Raw genomic sequence first — 17,618 nt, forward strand, 5'->3', positions numbered from 1 at the left:
GGCGTCGAGAGCACGACGGCGTCAGGGTACGACGGCGCGCAGCCGTTCCCGCAGGTACCGCACCGCGGGCGCGTCCGTCATCGTCGCGCGCCAGACGACGCTCACCGGGCGCGTCGGGACGGGCTCGCGCACGGTGACCGCGACGACCTCGGACGGCAGCGGCCCGCGACCGAGCCGCGGCACGAGCGCGACGGCGAGCCCGTGGGCGACGAGCTCGACCTGCGACGCGAACTCCAGGCACCGGTAGTCGATCCGCGGCACGCGCGGCTCGCGGGCGAACATGTGGCAGAACCACTCGTAGCAGATCGTCCCGTCGGGGGTGCAGACCCACGTCTGGTCGAGGAGGTCGGGCGGGGTCAGGGCGTCGCGCTCCGCGAGCGGGCTCGTGCGGTGCACGAGGACGTCCGCCTCGTCGCGGAACAGCTCCTCGCTGCGCAGGCTCGGCGGGAGCGAGATCCCGACGCCCTCCCAGTGGTGCACCAGCGCGAGGTCGAGCGTCCCGGCCGCGACCGCGGCGACCGCGTCCCACGGCTCGGCCTCCTGCACGACGAGCCGCAGGTCGGGCTCGTCCGCGCGCACGGCCGCGGCGAGCGGCGCGACGACCCCGCGCACCGCCGTCGAGAAGGTCCCGAGCCGCACGGTCCCGGTGGGCCGCGCCCCGGCGTCGTGCAGGCGCGACCGCAGCGCCTCGACCTGCTCGCGCAGGACGCGCCCCTCGTCGACGACGCGGCGGCCGGCGGACGTGAGCACGACCCCGCGGCCCTCGCGGTCGAGCAGCCGCACCCCGAGCTCCCGCTCGAGCCGCTTGACCTGCTGCGACACCGCCGACGGCGTGTACCCGAGATCCCGGGCCGCGGCGTGCACGGTGCCCGTGCGCTCGACGGCGACGAGCGCGTCCACGGCAGCGAGGTCGATCATGGCCCCACGCTACCGTGCAGCCCTGCTACCGGGAATGCGTCATGTCTGTGCGCTGGACGTGCACGGACGGAGCGGCCAGGCTGGCTCCATGCCCCTGCGCCCCTCCCTCCTCGCGGTCCTCGTCGCCGTCATCTGGGGAGCGAACTTCGTCGTCATCGACCTCGGTCTCGGCGACCTGCCGCCCACGCTCTTCGTCGCCCTGCGGTTCGTGGCCGTGCTCGTGCCGGCGATCTTCCTCGTCCCGCGGCCCGCCGCCCGCTGGCAGGACGTCCTCCTCGTCGGGTTCTTCATGAGCCTGTGCCAGTTCGGCCTGCTCTACACGGCCCTCGCGCTGGGCATGCCGCCCGGGCTCGCGTCGCTCGTCCTGCAGGCGCAGGTCGGGCTCACCGTGCTGTTCGCGGCGCTCGCGCTCCGCGAGGTGCCGACGCGCTGGCAGCTCGTCGGCGTGGTGGTCGGTGCGGCGGGGCTGGTCGTCGTCGGGCTGGGGCGCAGCGCGTCCACGCCGGCGCTCGCGTTCGTCGTGACGCTCGCAGCGGCGGCGTCGTGGGCGGTCGGCAACGTCGTCCAGCGGCGGTCGGGGAGCCGCGCTGCGGCCGGGCTGGACCGGGGTACGGCCTCGGCGGACCGGGGCACGACCTCGCGGCGACGCCCCGCTCCGGCCTGGGCCGACGGGCTGTCGATGACGGTGTGGTCGGCGCTCGTCGTCCCGGTCCCCCTGCTCGGGCTCGCGCTGTGGACGGACGGGCCGGACGCCGTCGGGCACGCGCTCACGCACCTGACGCTCGCCCCGCTGCTGTCCACCGCGTACACCGCGTGGCTCGCGAGCCTCGTCGGGTACGGGATCTGGAACGGGCTCCTCGCGCGCTACCCCGCGTCGGCGGTCGTGCCGTTCACGATGCTCGTCCCCGTGGTGGGGATGCTCGCCGCGTGGCTCGTCCTCGACGAGGTCCCGAACGTCGCCGAGGCGACGGGCGGCGCCGTGCTGCTGCTCGGCGTCGCGATCACGACGGGCGTCCTGCGCCGGCGACGTCGGGGCGCCGCGCTGCCGGCCCCGCCGGCCGGACCCCCGCCGGCCGGACCCCCGCCTGCGGGTCACCAGCGGCCCGACGTGCCCACGGACCCGGGGCTCGGCGAGGAGAGCGCCGCGACACGCACGCCCGCGCACTGACAAACTCCCCCCGGCGCGGTCGAATGGAGGTCAGGGTCGCCGGGACGCGAGGGAGCCTCTCATGAGCCAGACCGCAGGGCAGACGGAGGCACGGCGCGAGCAGCCGGAGCTGCGACGGGTCATGGGCCCCAAGCTGCTGCTCCTGTTCATCGTCGGCGACATCCTCGGCACGGGCGTGTACGCCCTGACGGGCCAGGTCGCGGGAGAGGTCGGCGGCGCCGCGTGGCTCCCGTTCCTCCTCGCGTTCGTCGTCGCGACGATCACCGCGTTCTCCTACCTGGAGCTCGTCACGAAGTACCCGAGCGCCGCCGGTGCCGCGCTCTACACCCACAAGGCGTTCGGCATCCACCTGCTCACCTTCGTCGTGGCGTTCATGGTGATGAGCTCGGGCATCACGTCGGCGTCGACGGCGTCCAACGCGTTCGCCGGGTTCGTCTCCGACGGCTTCGGGCTGGGCCTGGAGACGGGCGGGGCGGGTCGCCTCTGGATCGCGCTCGGCTTCATGGCGCTCGTCGCGCTGGTCAACTTCCGGGGCGTCGCGGAGAGCGTGCGGACGAACGTCGTGCTGTCGCTCGTCGAGCTCTCGGGGCTGCTGCTCGTCATCTTCGTCGGGCTGTGGGCGACGACGCAGGGCCGCGCCGACTTCTCGCGCGTCGTCGTGTTCGAGAGCGCCGACGACAAGAGCGTCTTCCTCGCGGTGACCGCCGCGACGACGCTCGCGTTCTTCGCGATGGTCGGGTTCGAGGACTCGGTCAACATGGCCGAGGAGTGCAAGAACCCCGTGCGCGACTTCCCCCGCATGATGCTCACCGGCCTGTCGATCACGGGCGTCATCTACGTGCTCGTCGCGATCACCGCGGTCGCGCTCGTCCCGGTGGGGGACCTCGTCGACGAGGCGAAGGGGTCGGCGCTGACCCAGGTCGTCGCGGCCGGCGCGCCGAACCTGCCGTTCGACACGATCTTCCCGTTCATCGGCATGTTCGCCGTGGCCAACTCGGCGCTGATCAACATGCTCATGGCGTCGCGCCTGCTCTACGGGATGTCGAACCAGGGCGTCCTGCCGCGCGCGTTCGGGCGGGTCCTGCCCTTCCGTCGTACCCCGTGGGTGTCGATCCTCGTGACGACGGCCATCGCGTTCGCGCTGATCACGTACGTCGTGCGCGAGTCCGGCACGGAGGACGGGGCGAACGCGATCGCGCTGCTCGGCGGCACGACGTCGCTCCTGCTCCTCGTGGTGTTCACGATCGTCAACGTCGCGCTGCTCGTGCTGCGCCGCAGGCCCGTCGACCACGAGCACTTCCGCACGCGGACGCCGCTCGCGGTCCTGGGCGCCCTGACGTGCGGCTACCTCGCCGGCCCGTGGGCGCGCAGCGCCGAGCAGCAGGAGCAGTACGTCATCGCCGGTGCGCTCGTGGCGCTCGGGGTCGTGCTGTCGTTCGTGACGTGGCTCTACAACCGTGCGGTGCGGCACCGGCAGATCCAGTTCTCCGACGTCTCGCGCCTGGAGGACGACGTCGAGGAGAAGTGAGCCGCCACGGCGGGCGGAGGGCCTATCGTTCGCGCATGGCCCGACGCACGGACGACCCGGCAGCGGGTGCCCCCCGCGCGCGGCACGTCGGCCCCACCGACGTCCTCGCGCTCCTCAGCGAGCTCGCGCTGGTCGTCCTGCTCGCCGTCGCCGGCTGGCGGCTCGGGACCACGACCGGCCTGACCGCACCGCTGCCCGTGCTGCTCGGCGTGCTCCTCGCCCTCGCCCTCCCCGGCGTCGCGATCGTGACCTGGGGCCGCTGGCTCGCTCCGCGCGCCCCGCGCCGGATGTCGCAGCCGTGGCGCCTCGACGCCCAGGTCACGCTGTTCGTCGCAGCCGGCCTCGTCGTCGCCGCCGTCGGGCTCGTGTGGTGGGGCGTGGGGCTCGCCCTGGTCGGCACGACGGCGTTCGCCCTCGCCAGGGACCGCTGAGCCCGCCCACTCCTCGTCGTCGTGCGCTCCCGCGCGCCACCCGGGCAGGATGGGGCCATGAGGACCCGCGTCGCCGCCTACGCCGTGATCGTCCGCGACGACGGCAGGATGCTCCTGCCCCGCTGGAGCGAGGGCGGTCGCAGCGGTTGGACCCTTCCCGGGGGAGGGATCGACCCGGGCGAGCGCCCCGAGGACGCGGCGGTGCGCGAGGTCAGGGAGGAGACGGGGTACGCGGTCGAGCTCGACGGGCTGCTCGGGGTGGACAGCATCGTCGTCGATGCCGCCGACCGGCTGCGGCCCGAGGACCGGGACCACGCGATGCACGGGATCCGGATCGTGTACCGCGCGCACGTCGTCGGTGGCGAGCTGGCCGTCGAGCAGGACGGGAGCACCGACGACGTGGGCTGGTTCGCGCCCGACGAGGTCGACGGGCTCGACCGCGCCGGGCTCGTCGACGTCGCGCGACGGTGGGCGGGCCTCCTCCCCGCCGCGCCGGCAGCCGGTCCCTCGTGACGACACCTGCCGCATGAGCCGGTCGCCCGGCCGTGCCCGACGCGCGGTGCTCGCCCTCGCCGCCGCGCTCGCCCTGGGCGCGACGGGTGCGTGCACGGCGGACGACCCGGCGGCGCCCGCACGCACGACGCAGGCCGGCACCGCCGCGCCCGGCGCCGAGGAGCCCTCCCCGCAGGAGCCGCCGACGTCGACCGTCGACACGGCGCGCGTGACCTCGGACGACGTGGCCGTGGACTTCGAGGTGCCCCGCTCCGCCGAGGCCGCCCCCGACGACGGCGGTCCCGGGCCCGTCGAGGTGGGCGCCGACGCCGACGGCGCGACGACGCTGACCGTCGAGGTCGGCACCGAGCCCGTCGTGCTGGTGCTCGCGACGCCCGGGACGTTCGCCGCGAACGCCGACGGGACGGTGACCGTCCTGGCCGCGGACGGCACGCCCGTCGGCGGGCTGACCCGGCCCGACGGGCCGGGGACCGCGGCGCGCGCCCGGTTCGCCGTGGTCGGGCCGACCCGGGTCGAGCTGACGGTCGACGCGGCGGAGGCTGCGGCGTCGGGCACCCCGGGCGGCACCGTGACGACGACGCTCGGTACCGCCGCCCTGCGCACCGCGGTCTGGGGCGAGCGCGAGGGCGGGCGGTCGCTCGCGGTCGACCCGACCGGCTGGGGACGCACCGGCGGGACGGCGGCGCAGGACGTCCTGTGGACGGCGCTCGTCGCCGCCGAGCCCGAGGCGGACACGCCCGGCATGCACGACCAGCTCGTCTGCCACGCCCTGGGCGCGCCGGACAAGGCGACGTGGAACCTCGAGCCGTGGCGGCCCGACGTCGGGCTCGTCGCCGTGCTCGCGGCCCGCTGCAACCCGACCTGACGCCCTGACGCCCTGACGCCCACGTGACTCCCTCGAGAAGACCCTCACGCGCCGTCGAGCACGACCTGGAGGCCGCCAGAGGCGTCAGGACGACCGTGAGGTCGTGCTCGGCACAGCAGGAGGCCCGGGCGTCGCGACGGCTGGTGGTCGTCACGACGCCCGGGCCGGGCCCCGACCGGCGGTACCGCTCCGCCGTGCGCGTCGGGGCAGGTGGGCGCGCCGGGCACTCGCGTCCGGGTCGACGCGGTGGCCCGGTGGCGCGGCGTCAGTGGCGCGTGGCCACCGACGAACCCTTCGCGGCCTTCTCGGCCTTGCGGAGCGACTTCTCGCTGAGCGGCTGGTCGCCGCTCGCGCGCAGGCGCCGGTAGTAGTCGCGCGCCTCGTCCTGGCGCTCCTTCTCCGCCCCCGACGCGATCTTCGCGCGCAGGTGCTCGGGGCCGTAGCCCCACGCGTCGACGAGGTCCTGCGCGTGGGGGCGCAGGCGGTCGATCAGGCGGTCGAGGTAGCTCGTCACGGTGCGCGCCCGCTGCGACGAGAGGCGGCCGTTGAGGAGGTACCACGCGAGGTGGCGCTCGACGAGGCTGAGCCCGTACAGGTCCCGGACCGTCGTGAGCACGTCGCGCGTGCCCTCGTCCTCGACCGTCGGCAGTGCCTGGGTGAACGCCTCCCAGCGCAGCAGCTCGGCGTGCGCGCGGGCGGCCTCCACGAGCTCCACCTGGTGCGCGTTGAACAGGTTGGCCGCCGTCTCGGGGTCCGCCTTCTGGGCGGGGCGCAGCGCCTGGGCCACCTCGGCGACCATCGTCTCGACGCGGTCGGTGAGGAGCGCGCGCTGCGTCTCCGCGTCGCGCAGGTGCCCGGCCGCGCGACGGGGGTCGCCGACGTCCGCGAGCGCCTGCGCCGCACGCTTGAGCGGCGTGCGGTGCAGCGCCATGTCGCCGGCGCGCTCGACGACGACGCGCGCCATCTGCCCGGGGGTGATGCCCTTGAACTGCCTGCCGTAGTCGGCGAGGAGCCGCTTCGCGACGAGCTGCAGGAGGACGGTGTTGTCGCCCTCGAACGTCGCGTAGACGTCGAGGTCGGCGTGCAGGCTCGTGATGCGGTTCTCGGTGAGGAAGCCGGCACCGCCGCACGCCTCGCGCGTCTCCTGCAGCACGTCGAGCGCGAACCGGGTGCTCGTCGCCTTGAGCGCGGCGGCCGTCGTCTCGAGGTCCTCGCGCTGCTCGGGCGTGTCCTCCTCGCCGGAGAACACCGAGTGGAAGAGGTCGAGGAGCCGGTCGTGCGCGAAGTGCGCGGCGTACGCCTCCGCGATCGGGACGATCAGGCGGCGCTTGTGCGTGCCGTAGTCGAGCAGCACGACCTCGTCGGTCGCGGACGCCCCGGTGAACTGACGCCGCTCGTTCGCGTACCGCACGGCGATCGCGAGGCCGAGCTTGGCCGCGGAGACGGCGGCGCCGTCGAGCGACACGCGCCCCTGCACGAGCGAGCCGAGCATCGTGAAGAAGCGGCGACCGGGGCTGTCGATGGGGCTCGAGTACGTGCCGTCCGCGGCGACGGACCCGTACCGCGCGAGCAGGTCGGCGCGCGGGACGCGGACGTGGTCGAAGTGCAGGCGGCCGTTGTCGATGCCGTTGAGCCCGCCCTTCTGGCCGTCGTCCTCGCCCCCGACGCCGGGCAGGAACGGCAGGCGGCCGAGCTCGTCGCGCTCCCCCTGCGGGTCGCGGATCGGCACGTAGAACGCGTGCACGCCGTGGTCGACGTTCTTCGTGACGAGCTGCGCGAACACGACGGCGGCCGTCGCGTGGACGGCGGCGTTGCCGAGGTAGTCCTTCCACGCCCCGCGGAACGGCGTGTGGATCACGAACTCCTCCGTCGCGGGGTCGTAGGTCGCCGTCGTGCCGATGCTCGCGACGTCGGAGCCGTGGCCAGTCTCCGTCATCGCGAACGCGCCGGGCACCGACAGGTCCATCGCGCCCGGGAGGAGCCGGTCCTGCTGCTCGGGCGTGCCGAGGTGCAGGATCGCGGACCCGAACAGGCCCCACTGGACGCCCGCCTTGATCTGCAGCGACGGGTCCGCCGCCACGAGCTCCTCGAACCCCGCGAGGTTGCCGCCCGGGTCGTCGGCGCCACCGAGGCGCTCCGGGTACCCGCGCCACACCTGCTGCTTGCCGGCGAGGAGGTGCATCTGCTCGAGCACGTGCTCGCGGTGCACCTCCTTGCTCTGGCCCTCGACGCGCCAGAAGGCGGGCTCCCCGGCGGTCGCGCGCGCCGCGGCGCGCAGCTCGGCCCAGCGGCCGAGGAGGAGCCGCTCGAGGCCCGGGACGTCGACGCGCGCGTCCGAGCCGGGGGTGAGGGAGCCGTCCACGGGGCTGAGGGCGGGACGGTCGGACGTGGCGGTCATCGGGACTCCTTGGGTGCTGAGGACGACGTCGCGGGGCGGTGCGTGCCGGGGTTCTGGGAGAGGACGCCGACCGGACCGGCCCACAGCCAGGCGGCGACGCGCTCGGTGAGCTGCTCGCGGTCGGGGGTGCCGGGGCGGTCGCGGTGACCGAGCCACCACTCGCCCGCGCCCCGGACGAAGCCGACGGCGCCGGCCGCCCACGCCGCGGCGTCGGCGGCGGGGACGTCGGTGACCCGGGCGAACGGCTCGGCGACGAGCTCGATGACCGAGTCGAGGAAGGCGGCGAGCGGCGCCTGCGACCCGGTGCCGCCCTGGCCGGCCGCGAGCGCGGCGCCGGCCGTCTCCTCGGTCCCGGCCACGGCGCTCGTCCGCGTGACGAAGTAGTAGACGTTGGGCGAGCTCTCGATCATCTCCAGGTAGACGCCGACCATGGCCCGCAGCGCGCGCCGCGGCGTCTCGGCCGCCTCGGCCGCCTGGGTGAGCGCGTCGTGCATCTGCCCGACGACCGCCGCGCCGAGCGCGACCTGGAGGCCGGTCTTGTCGTCGAAGTAGCGGTAGATGATCGACTTCGACGTGCCGGACGCGGCGGCGATCTCGTCCATCGAGACGCCCGGACCGCCCCGGTGCACGGCCTTGCTGGCGGCCCGGATGAGCTCGGCGCGGCGCGCGGCCCGGTGCTCGTCCCAGCGGGTCGAGCGCCCGTCGGTCGACGGACCGGGCTGGCCCCGTCCGCGGATGCCGGCGGCTGCCCCGGCACCGCCCACGCTTGTGTTCACGCTGTCCTCCGTCGCGACATCGGTGTCGTCTTGGGTCGTCGCGAGCCCTTGTCGGCCGTCACCACCCGTCGCCCGGTCGCGGGCAGGGCGGATCGTGTGACCCGACTCACGATACTGACAGTATCAGGTACTGTAGGTCTTGGACACCCGGCAACGCAGCGCAGCGAGTGCGGACGAGGAAGTGAGACGCAGTGGCCATCAGGAAGACACCGGCGACCAGGTCGACGACGCAGGCGAGCGCGGAGCAGGGCGCGGGCGGCGGGGGTGCACGCGAGACCCCCGGCGTGCGCGACGCCTACGTGCTCGGCGGCAACCGGATCCCGTTCGCCCGGGCGGGCGGCAAGTACTCCCGCGCGAGCAACCAGGAGATGTTCACGGCGGCCCTCGAAGGGCTCGTCGCGCGCTTCGGGCTGCAGGGCGAGCGGATCGGCGAGGTCGTCGGCGGGGCCGTGCTCAAGCACTCGCGCGACTTCAACCTCGTGCGCGAGTCGGTGCTGGGCTCGTCGCTCTCGCCGCAGACCCCCGCCTACGACCTCCAGCAGGCGTGCGCGACCGGGCTCGAGGCGACGATCGCCGTCGCGAACAAGATCCGCCTCGGCCAGGTCGAGTCCGCGATCGCGGGCGGCAGCGACACCGTGTCCGACGCGCCCGTCGCGGTGAGCGAGGGCCTGCGTCGTGCACTCCTCGACGCCTCGCACGCCAAGACCTTCCAGGCGCGGGTCAAGGCGTTCGCGAAGGTCCGTCCGTCCGACCTCGCGCCGCTCACGCCCGCGACCGACGAGCCCCGCACGGGCCTGTCGATGGGCGAGCACCAGGCGATCACGACGGCGCGGTGGGGCATCACGCGCGAGGCGCAGGACGAGCTCGCGCTCGCGAGCCACGAGCACCTCGCCGCGGCGTGGGACGCCGGGTTCTTCGACGACCTCGTCACGCCGTTCCGCGGGCTGGTGCGCGACCAGAACCTGCGCGCCGACTCGTCGCTCGAGAAGCTGGCCGCGCTCAAGCCGGTCTACGGCAAGCGGCTCGAGGGCACCGAGCCCACGATGACGGCGGGGAACTCCACACCGCTCACCGACGGCGCGTCGACCGTCCTCCTCGGCTCGCGGGAGTGGGCCGCCGCGCGCGACCTGCCCCTGCTCGCGCGCGTCGTGGACGCCGAGACCGCGGCCGTCGACTTCGTGCACGGCCACGAGGGCCTGCTCATGGCGCCCGCGCACGCCGTCCCGCGCCTGCTCGCGCGCAACGGCCTCTCGCTCGGCGACTTCGACCTCTACGAGATCCACGAGGCGTTCGCGTCGACCGTCCTCACGACGCTCAAGGCCTGGGAGGACGACGACTACTGCAGCACCGAGCTCGGCCTCGACGGCGCGCTCGGCTCGATCGGCCGCGCCCGGCTCAACGTCAACGGCTCGTCGCTCGCCGCGGGTCACCCGTTCGCCGCGACCGGCGGCCGCATCGTCGCGACGGCGGCCAAGCTGCTCGCGGCGAGGTCCGCCGAGACGGGCCGTCCCGCCCGAGCGCTGATCTCCGTGTGCGCGGCCGGCGGTCTCGGTGTCGCCGCGATCCTCGAGTCCGTCCCCGCCACCGCCTGACCGCCCCGACGACCGAGAGGACCACCCCGTGACCGACTCCTACGTCAAGGCCGTCAACTCCGGCTTCACCAAGACGCTCGCGAAGAAGCTGGGACTGCCCCGCCCCGCGGTCCTGCGCCGCTACCGGGCGGGCGACCCGCTGACCGTCGGGCCCGTCCTCGTCCTCGGCGGGACGCCCGGCGTCCACGACGACGCCGACCGCGTCGCCACCGCGCTGCTCGACGCGTTCGGGCTCGACGTGCGCCAGAACGCCGACGACCAGGTCCGCTGGGGCGCGATCGTCGTCGTGCTCACGCAGGCCGAGCGGCCGCAGGACGTCTCCGGCACCGTCATGGCGCTGTCCGCGAACCTGCGCCGCCTCGCGCCGAACGGCCGGGTCGTGACGATCTCGCGCGCCCCCGCCGACGGTGACTCCCCCGAGCTGGCCGCGACGCGCGAGGGCGTCGAGGGCTTCCTGCGCTCCGTCGCCAAGGAGCTGCGCTACGGCGCGACGGGCAACGGTGTCCAGCTCACCGACGACGTCCCCGTCGACAGCGCGAGCGCCCTCGCGACGCTGCGGTTCTTCCTCTCCGCGAGGTCGGCGTTCGTCGACGGCCAGGTCCTGCGCGTCGGCGCCGCGACCACGGCGGACGAGGGCACGGCCTCGGCCACGGGCGAGTCCGCCTCCGTCGCCGCCTCCCCCGCCGGAGCCCGGACGACCGACCGACCGCTGCAGGGCAAGGTCGCCGTCGTCACGGGCGCGGCGCGGGGCATCGGCGCCGAGGTGGCGCGCACGCTCGCGCGCGACGGCGCGAAGGTCGTGGTCGTGGACGTCCCGGCCGCGGGCGAGTCGCTCGCGAAGGTCGCCAACGAGATCGGGGGCACCGCGCTCCAGCTCGACGTGACCTCCGACGACGCGGGCGCCCGCATCCTCGAGCACGCCCGGGCACGCCACGGTGGTCTCGACGTCCTCGTGCACAACGCCGGCATCCTGCGCGACAAGCTGCTCGCCAACATGTCCGCCGACAAGTGGGACGCCGTGGTCTCCGTGAACCTGGCCGCGCAGGTGCGCATCACGGAGTACCTGCTCGGCGCCAACGGGTTCTCGGGCGAGCCGCGCATCGTGTCGCTCGCGTCGACGAGCGGCATCGCGGGCAACCGCGGTCAGGCGAACTACGCGTTCTCGAAGGCGGGCGTCATCGGGCACACGCGCGCCTTCGCGCGTCTCCTCGAGGGTCCGGCCGGTCCTGGCGGCACCGCGAACGCCGTCGCGCCGGGGTTCATCGAGACGGAGATGACCGCGTCGATCCCGTTCGTCACGCGCGAGGTGGCGCGCCGCGTCTCGTCGCTCCAGCAGGGCGGGCAGCCCGTGGACGTCGCCGAGGCGATCGCGTTCCTCGCCTCCCCCGACGCGGCGGGCGTGAACGGTCAGGTGCTGCGCGTGTGCGGGCAGAGCATGGTGGGCCGGTGACGGCCGCCCCGCAGGAGCGGGTCGAGACGCTGCCCGCGGTCCCCGGTCTCGGCGGTCTCTACGCTCGCGGGGTCGCGGCGTCGGCCCGCCTGGCGGCCGCGCGCCGCCTGCCCCGCCGGGGCCACGACGTCCTCGCCCTGCCCGACGTCGTGCACCGCGTCGCGGGAGTCCCGACGGGCGACGAGGCCGTCCCCGGCGCCGTCGGCAGCGCCGAGCACCTCGCGCGGTACGCCGAGGTCGTGGGCGAGGCGCCGTCCGACGTGCTGCCGGCCGGCTACCTCCACGTGCTGGGCTTCCCGCTCGCGACGGCGCTCATGGTGCGGGGGGACTTCCCGCTGCCGCTGCTCGGCATGGTGCACCTCGCGAACTCGGTGTCCGTCGTGCGCCCGGTACGCCTCGGCGACTCGCTCGAGGTCCGCGCGTGGGCCCGCGACCTGCGCCCGCACCGGCGGGGCGCCCAGGTGGACCTCGTCACCGAGATCTCGGTCGAGCGCACGGACGCGGAACGGGCGGCCGGCTCCGGGCTGCCCGCGACGACGCTCGCGTACCGCGGCGTCTCGACCTACCTGGCGAAGGGCGTGCGTCTCCCCGAGGAGCCGGGCCACGAGGACGCTCCGGCGGCCTCCGGCACCGACACGTTCGTGCCGCCGCTCCCGACGGCGTGCTGGTCGCTCGGGCCAGGGACCGGTCGCGCGTACGCCGCCGTGTCGGGCGACCGCAACCCCATCCACACGTCCGCGCTCGGCGCGAAGGCGTTCGGGTTTCCCCGGGCGATCGCCCACGGCATGTACACGGCAGCGCGCGCGCTCGCCGCTGCGGGCCCGGCGCGGGGCGAGACGTACGACTGGACCGTCACGTTCGCCAGGCCGGTCCTCCTGCCGAGCACGGTCGACGTCGCCGTCCGCCCGACCGCGAGCGTGAGCCCCGAGGTGCGCGACGCCGTCGCGCAGGTCGCGCCGGCCGAGCCCCAGGGCGCGGGCAACCGGGACGCAGGCCTCACCTTCCTGGCCTGGGACCGCACGGGCCGGCTGCACCTGTCGGGCACGGTCGTCCCACGCTGACCACGGCGGACCTCGTCACCGTCGCGACGTCGCACCGGCCACCGCGGTCGTCCACAGGCGTACCCACGACGCGGATCACGCCGCCCACGAGAGGGTCGAGCCGCCGGTCAGGACGCGCGCAGGCGGGCGAGCAGCCCGTCGCGGACCGGCGGCCACTCGTCGAGCAGGATCGAGAAGTACGCCGTGTCCTGGCGCGACCCGTCCGGTGCCACGCGGTGGCTGCGCAGCACGCCCTCCGGCTGCGCGCCGAGCCGGGTGATCGCGCCGATCGACCGGGCGTTGCGGGCGTCGGCGCGCAGCGCGACCCGGGTCACCCCGAGCTCGTCGAACGCGTGCCGCAGCAGCAGGTACTTGCACGCCGGGTTCGTCGCGCCACCCCACCACCGCCGGGCGTAGAACGTCGAGCCGAGCTCGACCCTGCCCTGCGCCGGGACCCACTCGTAGAGCGACGTGCTCCCCCGGACCTGCCACGCGTCGTCGGGTACGCCCGTCCGGGCGTCGGCGTCCGGCGCGGGCCCGAGGACCGCGAACGCGAGCCGGCCCGGCGCCGCGACGGCGTCGCGCACGTACGCGGTCATGGCCTCGTCACCCCGCGGCGTCGGGCTCGACATGCCCGCCCAGATCCCGTCGTCGACGAGGGCGCCGAGCGCGGGCGCGTGGTGCTCGGCGAGCGGGACGAGCCGGACGCCGAAGCCGTCGAGCCGGGTGTCGTGCTGCACGGGGGACATCCCACCACGGACGGTCTCCGTGCGGCACGACGTCTCAGCGCGTGCGGGCACGCGAGAACGTGCCTACGGTCGGGACAACCGACGAGAGGAGATCCCCATGGGACTCGGTGACAAGATCGAGCACGCTGCCGAAGAGGCCAAGGGCAAGATCAAGGAGACCACCGGCAAGGCGAAGGACGACGAGCGCCTCGAGGCGGAGGGCAAGGGCGAGCAGTCCAAGGCCAACGTCAAGCAGGCCGGCGACGACGTCCGCGACGCCTTCAAGTAGTCGGACCCGTGGTCCTCGGACCACAGCTGCGCATCACGAGGGTCCCGCCACGAGGCGGGGCCCTCGTCGCGTCCGGGCCGACGCGTGAGGTCGCCGGGGTCAGGAGCCGGTGAGCGGTCCAGCGCGCTCCGGGGCCAGCGGTTCCCGGCGGAAGCCATCCCCGTGAGGACGACGTCGTGCAGCACGGCGCACATCAGAGCACACGCCGGCCGCCGCGCACAGAGGGTTCGGCGACGTCGTGGACAACGCTCGTCGACGGTCCGGTGAACACGCTCGCGCGAGGACGGCCGGCGCGCCGTCCTCCCGACCCTCAGTCCGCCGGGCCGCACGCCGCGGCGTCGGCGAGGAGGCCGGCCGCGGCGGTCGCGAACAGCCCGTCCAGGCCGGACCCCGACGGCACCGGGCGCGGGTCGTCGACGACGGTCCAGCACCCGTCGACCACCGCGTACGCCACCGTCGGGCCGTCCTCGACGTAGGCGCGGACGGCGGCGACGAGGCGCGCGACCTCCTCCCCGCGCGTCCCCACGCCCACCGACGCGCGGATCGCGCCGCCGTCGTGGCCGAGCCGCGCCAGCAGCGGGTGCGCGCAGAACCGGCCGTCGCGCACGCCGATGCCGTGCTCCGCGGACAGGTAGGCGGCGACGAGCCCCGGGTCGTGGCCCGTCACGGAGAACGTCACGACACCGACCGGGTCGACCGCGTCGGGCCACACGCTCACCACGCGCACGCCGTCGATCCGCGACAGCCCGTCGACGAGCGCGCTCCGCAGCGCGGCCTCGTGCTCGTGCAGGGCGGCCGGGTCGAGGCCCGCGAGCGCGTCGCACGCCGCCGCGAGCGCGACGGCGCCCACGACGTTGGGCGAGCCGGCCTCGTGGCGCGCGGGCGCCGTCTGCCACGCCGTGCCGTCGACGCGCACCTGGCGCACCGCGCCCCCGCCCGCGAGGTACGGCGTGCCCGCGTCGAGCCAGTCCCGGCGCCCGACGAGCGCGCCCGCGCCGAACGGCGCGTAGGTCTTGTGGCCGGAGAAGGCGACGTAGTCGACGCCGGTCCCGGCGAGCGAGAACCCGCGGTGCGGGACGAGCTGGGCGCCGTCGAGCACCACCCGGGCACCGGCGTCGTGCGCGAGCCGGACGACCTGCTCGACCGGCAGGGACTCACCCGTGACGTTCGACGCGCCGGTCACCGCGAGCAGCGCGTAGTCGAAGCGCGCGAGCTCGGCGCGCAGGCCCGACAGCGTCTCGGCGACGCTCACGCCGCCCGCGAGCACGGTCGCGCCGCCCGTGCGCTGCCAGGGCAGGAGGTTCGCGTGGTGCTCGACGTCGAGGACGAGCACGCGACCGGGCGTGCCGTCCGCGTTCGCGGGGACGCAGCCCGCGAGGAGGTTGAGCGAGTCGGTGGTGTTGCGCGTGACGACCGTGACGTCGTCCGTCCGCGCGCCCACGAACGCCCCGATCGTGCGGCGCGCGGCCTCGTAGAGCGCGGTGGAGACCTGCGACAGGTACCCGGCGCCCCGGTGGACGCTCGCGTAGAGCGGCAGCACCTCGGTGACGCGGTCGGCCACGGACCGGAGCGCGGGTGCCGACGCCGCGACGTCGAGGTTCGCGTACGGGACGCTGCGGCCGTCGACGAGCGGGACGAGCGTGTCGGCGCCCACGACGGGGAGCACGGGCGGCAGCGCGGCGACGTCCTGCGCGCGGAGGACCGGGGCGGCCGGCGGACAGGAGAGTTCGGCGAGAGCAGGCATGGCACGGTCCTCCGAGGTCGTGTCGGGGAGGTGCTCCCCGCGCTTGCCGCACGCCGGTCGGCGTGCGGCCCGGTCGTCACCCGGGGCACCCCGCCGCGAGAGGAGGGTTGCCGGCCAGCAAACCGGGGTTTCACGCTGGCACTCATGACCTGTCACCCAGGATGTGGGAGGCGTCGCGACCGTGTCAACCGGTGGGCAGGGGGTCTCGCATCGCGGGACGCCGGTCGTGCACGAGGTGGCTTCCACGGGGCGAGACGGGCGTTCCGGGCGCCGGGCAGGGTGACGTACGATCCGATCAACCATCCGGAGCGGCCGAGTGACGTGGCACGTCGACGCCGCAGCAACCCCCCGGGTCCGCGCCGGCCGGAGCACCACCGGCGGCGCAGGCACGGGCGAGGGTGCTACTGCCACGACCGATGGAGGAGATCCCATGAGCGACCTGACCCCCCGTCCCGCCGCCGGCTACGCCGGCGACATCACGCCCCGGGAGGCGTGGGACCTGCTCGCCGCCGACGAGCGCGCCGTCCTCGTGGACGTCCGCACCGAGGGCGAGTGGCGCACCGTCGGCGTGCCCGACGTCGCGCAGCTCGGCCGCGAGGTCGTCTTCGACGAGTGGGTGACGCCGTCCGGGCCCAACCCCGCGTTCGTGGACCGGCTCGCCGAGGCGGGCCTCGCCCCGGGCGACGAGCGACCCGTCGTGTTCCTGTGCCGCTCCGGCCAGCGCTCGATCGGCGCCGCGCGCGCGGCGACCGCGGCCGGTCTCGGGCCGTCCTACAACGTGCTCGAGGGGTTCGAGGGCGCGCCCGGGTTCAGCGGCGCGCGCGACGCCGAGGGCTGGAAGGTGCGCGGCCTGCCCGTCACCTCGTACTCCGCCGCCGAGGGCGGCACCGCGCGATGAGCGCGGGAGACGGCACCGGGCACGTCGCGGGCGGCTCGGGCCGCAAGCCGCTGCCCGCGAGCGCCCGTCCCGCGACGCTCGCCGTGCGGGGCGGCAACGCGCGCACGGAGTTCCAGGAGACGTCCGAGGCGCTGTTCCTCACGCAGGGCTACACGTACGACCGCGCGTCCGACGCCGAGGCCGCCTTCAAGGGCGAGCTCGACCGGTTCGTGTACTCCCGGTACGGCAACCCGACCGTGCACACGTTCGAGGAGCGGCTGCGCCTCATCGAGGGCGCACAGGCGTGCTACGCGACGGCGTCGGGCATGTCGGCCGTGTTCACCTCGCTCGCGGCGCTCGTGCGGTCCGGGTCGCGGATCGTCGCGGCGCGCGCGCTGTTCGGGTCGAGCGTCGTGATCTTCGACGAGATCTTCGCCAAGTGGGGCGTGCGGACCGACTACGTCGACGGCCACGTGCTGTCGCAGTGGGAGGAGGCGCTCTCGACGCCGGCGGACGTCGTGTTCTTCGAGACGCCGTCCAACCCCATGCAGGACATCGTCGACGCGCGGCGCGTGAGCGAGCTCGCGCACGCCGCGGGCGCGGTCGTGGTGCTCGACAACGTGTTCGCGACGCCCCTCATGCAGAAGCCGCTCGAGCTCGGCGCGGACGTCGTCGTGTACTCCGCGACGAAGCACATCGACGGGCAGGGGCGCGTGCTCGGCGGGGCGATCCTCGGGTCCGAGGAGTACATCGGCGGGCCGGTGCAGACGTTCATCCGCAACACGGGCCCGACCCTCTCGGCCTTCAACGCGTGGGTCCTGCTCAAGGGGCTGGAGACGATGCCGGTACGCGTCGCCGCGCAGAACGCGAGCGCCGAGCGCGTGGCCGAGGCGCTGGAGCAGCTCCCCGGGATCGGCCGCGTGCGCTACCCGTTCCTCGCGTCGCACCCGCAGCGCGAGCTGGCGCGCTCGCAGCAGACGGGTGGCGGGACGGTCGTCACGTTCGACCTCGCCGTGCCCGAGGGGACCGACCCGGAGACCGCCAAGAAGCGTGCGTTCACGTTCCTCGACGCGCTGCAGGTCGTCGACATCTCGAACAACCTGGGCGACGCCAAGTCGTTGATCACCCACCCGGCGACGACGACGCACCGCAAGCTCGGGCCCGAGGGCCGCGCGGCGGTCGGGATCGCGGAGACGACGGTCCGGCTGTCGGTCGGGCTCGAGGACCCGCTCGACGTGATCGAGGACGTCGAGCAGGCGCTCCACGCCTGACCGGCGCCTCCCACCCGGACGTGGCCGACG

Annotated in this window: 16 protein-coding genes and 1 riboswitch; of the genes, 11 read left to right on the top strand and 5 right to left on the bottom strand. The window is 75.0% G+C overall.

The window, feature by feature from the left end:
• Nucleotides 1-21: 21 nt before the first annotated feature.
• Entirely contained in the window at nucleotides 22-918 is an 897-nt protein-coding gene (locus ACWPWV_RS04310; protein ID WP_454041720.1) for a LysR family transcriptional regulator, read from the bottom strand.
• Between the two features lie 88 nt (nucleotides 919-1,006).
• On the opposite strand from ACWPWV_RS04310, the gene ACWPWV_RS04315 reads away from it, so the two are divergent.
• The 5 genes from ACWPWV_RS04315 (at nucleotide 1,007) to ACWPWV_RS04335 (ending at nucleotide 5,423) form a co-directional block, all read left to right on the top strand.
• A complete protein-coding gene (locus ACWPWV_RS04315; RefSeq protein WP_454041721.1) occupies nucleotides 1,007-2,086 on the top strand; it encodes an EamA family transporter in 1,080 nt (359 codons plus the stop codon).
• A gap of 61 nt (nucleotides 2,087-2,147) precedes the next feature.
• Nucleotides 2,148-3,614 carry an APC family permease gene (locus tag ACWPWV_RS04320; RefSeq protein ID WP_454041722.1) on the top strand — a complete coding sequence of 489 codons (1,467 nt, stop codon included), beginning with the start codon at nucleotides 2,148-2,150 and terminating at the stop codon, nucleotides 3,612-3,614.
• Nucleotides 3,615-3,649: 35 nt separating this feature from the next.
• Nucleotides 3,650-4,045, top strand: a complete 396-nt coding sequence (locus ACWPWV_RS04325; protein ID WP_454041723.1) for a DUF2568 domain-containing protein — start codon at nucleotides 3,650-3,652, stop codon at nucleotides 4,043-4,045.
• Between the two features lie 57 nt (nucleotides 4,046-4,102).
• Nucleotides 4,103-4,558 carry an NUDIX hydrolase gene (locus ACWPWV_RS04330; protein WP_454041724.1) on the top strand — a complete coding sequence of 152 codons (456 nt, stop codon included), beginning with the start codon at nucleotides 4,103-4,105 and terminating at the stop codon, nucleotides 4,556-4,558.
• A 13-nt stretch (nucleotides 4,559-4,571) separates the two neighbouring features.
• The gene (locus ACWPWV_RS04335) at nucleotides 4,572-5,423 is read left to right on the top strand and encodes a DUF2599 domain-containing protein (protein ID WP_454041725.1); all 852 of its coding nucleotides are present in this window, start codon (nucleotides 4,572-4,574) and stop codon (nucleotides 5,421-5,423) included.
• A 265-nt stretch (nucleotides 5,424-5,688) separates the two neighbouring features.
• Here ACWPWV_RS04335 and ACWPWV_RS04340 read toward each other — a convergent pair whose 3' ends face one another.
• Both ACWPWV_RS04340 and ACWPWV_RS04345 read right to left on the bottom strand, forming a co-directional pair.
• Nucleotides 5,689-7,821, bottom strand: a complete 2,133-nt coding sequence (locus tag ACWPWV_RS04340) for an acyl-CoA dehydrogenase family protein (protein ID WP_454041726.1) — start codon at nucleotides 7,819-7,821, stop codon at nucleotides 5,689-5,691.
• Nucleotides 7,818-8,597, bottom strand: a complete 780-nt coding sequence (locus ACWPWV_RS04345) for a TetR family transcriptional regulator (protein ID WP_454041727.1) — start codon at nucleotides 8,595-8,597, stop codon at nucleotides 7,818-7,820. Before ACWPWV_RS04345 ends, ACWPWV_RS04340 begins: the two co-directional genes overlap by 4 nt.
• Nucleotides 8,598-8,881: 284 nt before the next feature.
• On the opposite strand from ACWPWV_RS04345, the gene ACWPWV_RS04350 reads away from it, so the two are divergent.
• From ACWPWV_RS04350 to ACWPWV_RS04360, 3 genes are read left to right on the top strand one after another with little or no spacing between them, the layout of a single operon-like run.
• A complete protein-coding gene (locus tag ACWPWV_RS04350; protein ID WP_454042808.1) occupies nucleotides 8,882-10,189 on the top strand; it encodes an acetyl-CoA C-acetyltransferase in 1,308 nt (435 codons plus the stop codon).
• 28 nt (nucleotides 10,190-10,217) lie between these two features.
• Nucleotides 10,218-11,639 carry a 3-oxoacyl-ACP reductase gene (locus tag ACWPWV_RS04355; protein WP_454041728.1) on the top strand — a complete coding sequence of 474 codons (1,422 nt, stop codon included), beginning with the start codon at nucleotides 10,218-10,220 and terminating at the stop codon, nucleotides 11,637-11,639.
• The gene (locus tag ACWPWV_RS04360) at nucleotides 11,636-12,700 is read left to right on the top strand and encodes a MaoC/PaaZ C-terminal domain-containing protein (protein WP_454041729.1); all 1,065 of its coding nucleotides are present in this window, start codon (nucleotides 11,636-11,638) and stop codon (nucleotides 12,698-12,700) included. The genes ACWPWV_RS04355 and ACWPWV_RS04360 overlap by 4 nt, the downstream gene beginning before the upstream one ends.
• A gap of 107 nt (nucleotides 12,701-12,807) precedes the next feature.
• Here ACWPWV_RS04360 and ACWPWV_RS04365 read toward each other — a convergent pair whose 3' ends face one another.
• Complete coding sequence (locus ACWPWV_RS04365) at nucleotides 12,808-13,428, bottom strand: GNAT family N-acetyltransferase (RefSeq protein WP_454041730.1); 621 nt, start codon at nucleotides 13,426-13,428, stop codon at nucleotides 12,808-12,810.
• A 97-nt stretch (nucleotides 13,429-13,525) separates the two neighbouring features.
• Between ACWPWV_RS04365 and ACWPWV_RS04370 the strand changes: the two genes are divergently transcribed.
• Nucleotides 13,526-13,696 carry a CsbD family protein gene (locus ACWPWV_RS04370; protein ID WP_435738309.1) on the top strand — a complete coding sequence of 57 codons (171 nt, stop codon included), beginning with the start codon at nucleotides 13,526-13,528 and terminating at the stop codon, nucleotides 13,694-13,696.
• Between the two features lie 310 nt (nucleotides 13,697-14,006).
• Here the strand turns inward: ACWPWV_RS04370 and ACWPWV_RS04375 are convergent, their stop codons facing one another.
• Nucleotides 14,007-15,440: an aminotransferase class V-fold PLP-dependent enzyme gene (locus ACWPWV_RS04375; RefSeq protein WP_454041731.1), complete on the bottom strand. Its 1,434-nt coding sequence runs from the start codon at nucleotides 15,438-15,440 to the stop codon at nucleotides 14,007-14,009.
• Nucleotides 15,441-15,474: 34 nt separating this feature from the next.
• A riboswitch (SAM riboswitch) is annotated at nucleotides 15,475-15,590 on the bottom strand.
• A gap of 280 nt (nucleotides 15,591-15,870) precedes the next feature.
• Here ACWPWV_RS04375 and ACWPWV_RS04380 point away from each other — a divergent pair.
• Together ACWPWV_RS04380 and ACWPWV_RS04385 are read left to right on the top strand one after the other, a co-directional pair.
• The gene (locus ACWPWV_RS04380) at nucleotides 15,871-16,338 is read left to right on the top strand and encodes a rhodanese-like domain-containing protein (RefSeq protein WP_454041732.1); all 468 of its coding nucleotides are present in this window, start codon (nucleotides 15,871-15,873) and stop codon (nucleotides 16,336-16,338) included.
• Entirely contained in the window at nucleotides 16,335-17,588 is a 1,254-nt protein-coding gene (locus ACWPWV_RS04385; protein ID WP_454041733.1) for an O-succinylhomoserine sulfhydrylase, read from the top strand. The genes ACWPWV_RS04380 and ACWPWV_RS04385 overlap by 4 nt, the downstream gene beginning before the upstream one ends.
• The last annotated feature ends 30 nt before the right edge of the window (nucleotides 17,589-17,618 follow it).

The sequence above is a fragment of the Cellulosimicrobium sp. Marseille-Q8652 genome, assembly GCF_965112045.1.

Coding starts and splice junctions, on each gene's coding strand:
- ACWPWV_RS04310 (WP_454041720.1), bottom strand. CDS start 918: ATGATCGACCTCGCTGCCGTGGACGCGCTCGTCGCCGTCGAGCGCACG.
- ACWPWV_RS04315 (WP_454041721.1), top strand. CDS start 1,007: ATGCCCCTGCGCCCCTCCCTCCTCGCGGTCCTCGTCGCCGTCATCTGG.
- ACWPWV_RS04320 (WP_454041722.1), top strand. CDS start 2,148: ATGAGCCAGACCGCAGGGCAGACGGAGGCACGGCGCGAGCAGCCGGAG.
- ACWPWV_RS04325 (WP_454041723.1), top strand. CDS start 3,650: ATGGCCCGACGCACGGACGACCCGGCAGCGGGTGCCCCCCGCGCGCGG.
- ACWPWV_RS04330 (WP_454041724.1), top strand. CDS start 4,103: ATGAGGACCCGCGTCGCCGCCTACGCCGTGATCGTCCGCGACGACGGC.
- ACWPWV_RS04335 (WP_454041725.1), top strand. CDS start 4,572: ATGAGCCGGTCGCCCGGCCGTGCCCGACGCGCGGTGCTCGCCCTCGCC.
- ACWPWV_RS04340 (WP_454041726.1), bottom strand. CDS start 7,821: ATGACCGCCACGTCCGACCGTCCCGCCCTCAGCCCCGTGGACGGCTCC.
- ACWPWV_RS04365 (WP_454041730.1), bottom strand. CDS start 13,428: ATGTCCCCCGTGCAGCACGACACCCGGCTCGACGGCTTCGGCGTCCGG.
- ACWPWV_RS04370 (WP_435738309.1), top strand. CDS start 13,526: ATGGGACTCGGTGACAAGATCGAGCACGCTGCCGAAGAGGCCAAGGGC.
- ACWPWV_RS04375 (WP_454041731.1), bottom strand. CDS start 15,440: ATGCCTGCTCTCGCCGAACTCTCCTGTCCGCCGGCCGCCCCGGTCCTC.
- ACWPWV_RS04380 (WP_454041732.1), top strand. CDS start 15,871: ATGAGCGACCTGACCCCCCGTCCCGCCGCCGGCTACGCCGGCGACATC.
- ACWPWV_RS04385 (WP_454041733.1), top strand. CDS start 16,335: ATGAGCGCGGGAGACGGCACCGGGCACGTCGCGGGCGGCTCGGGCCGC.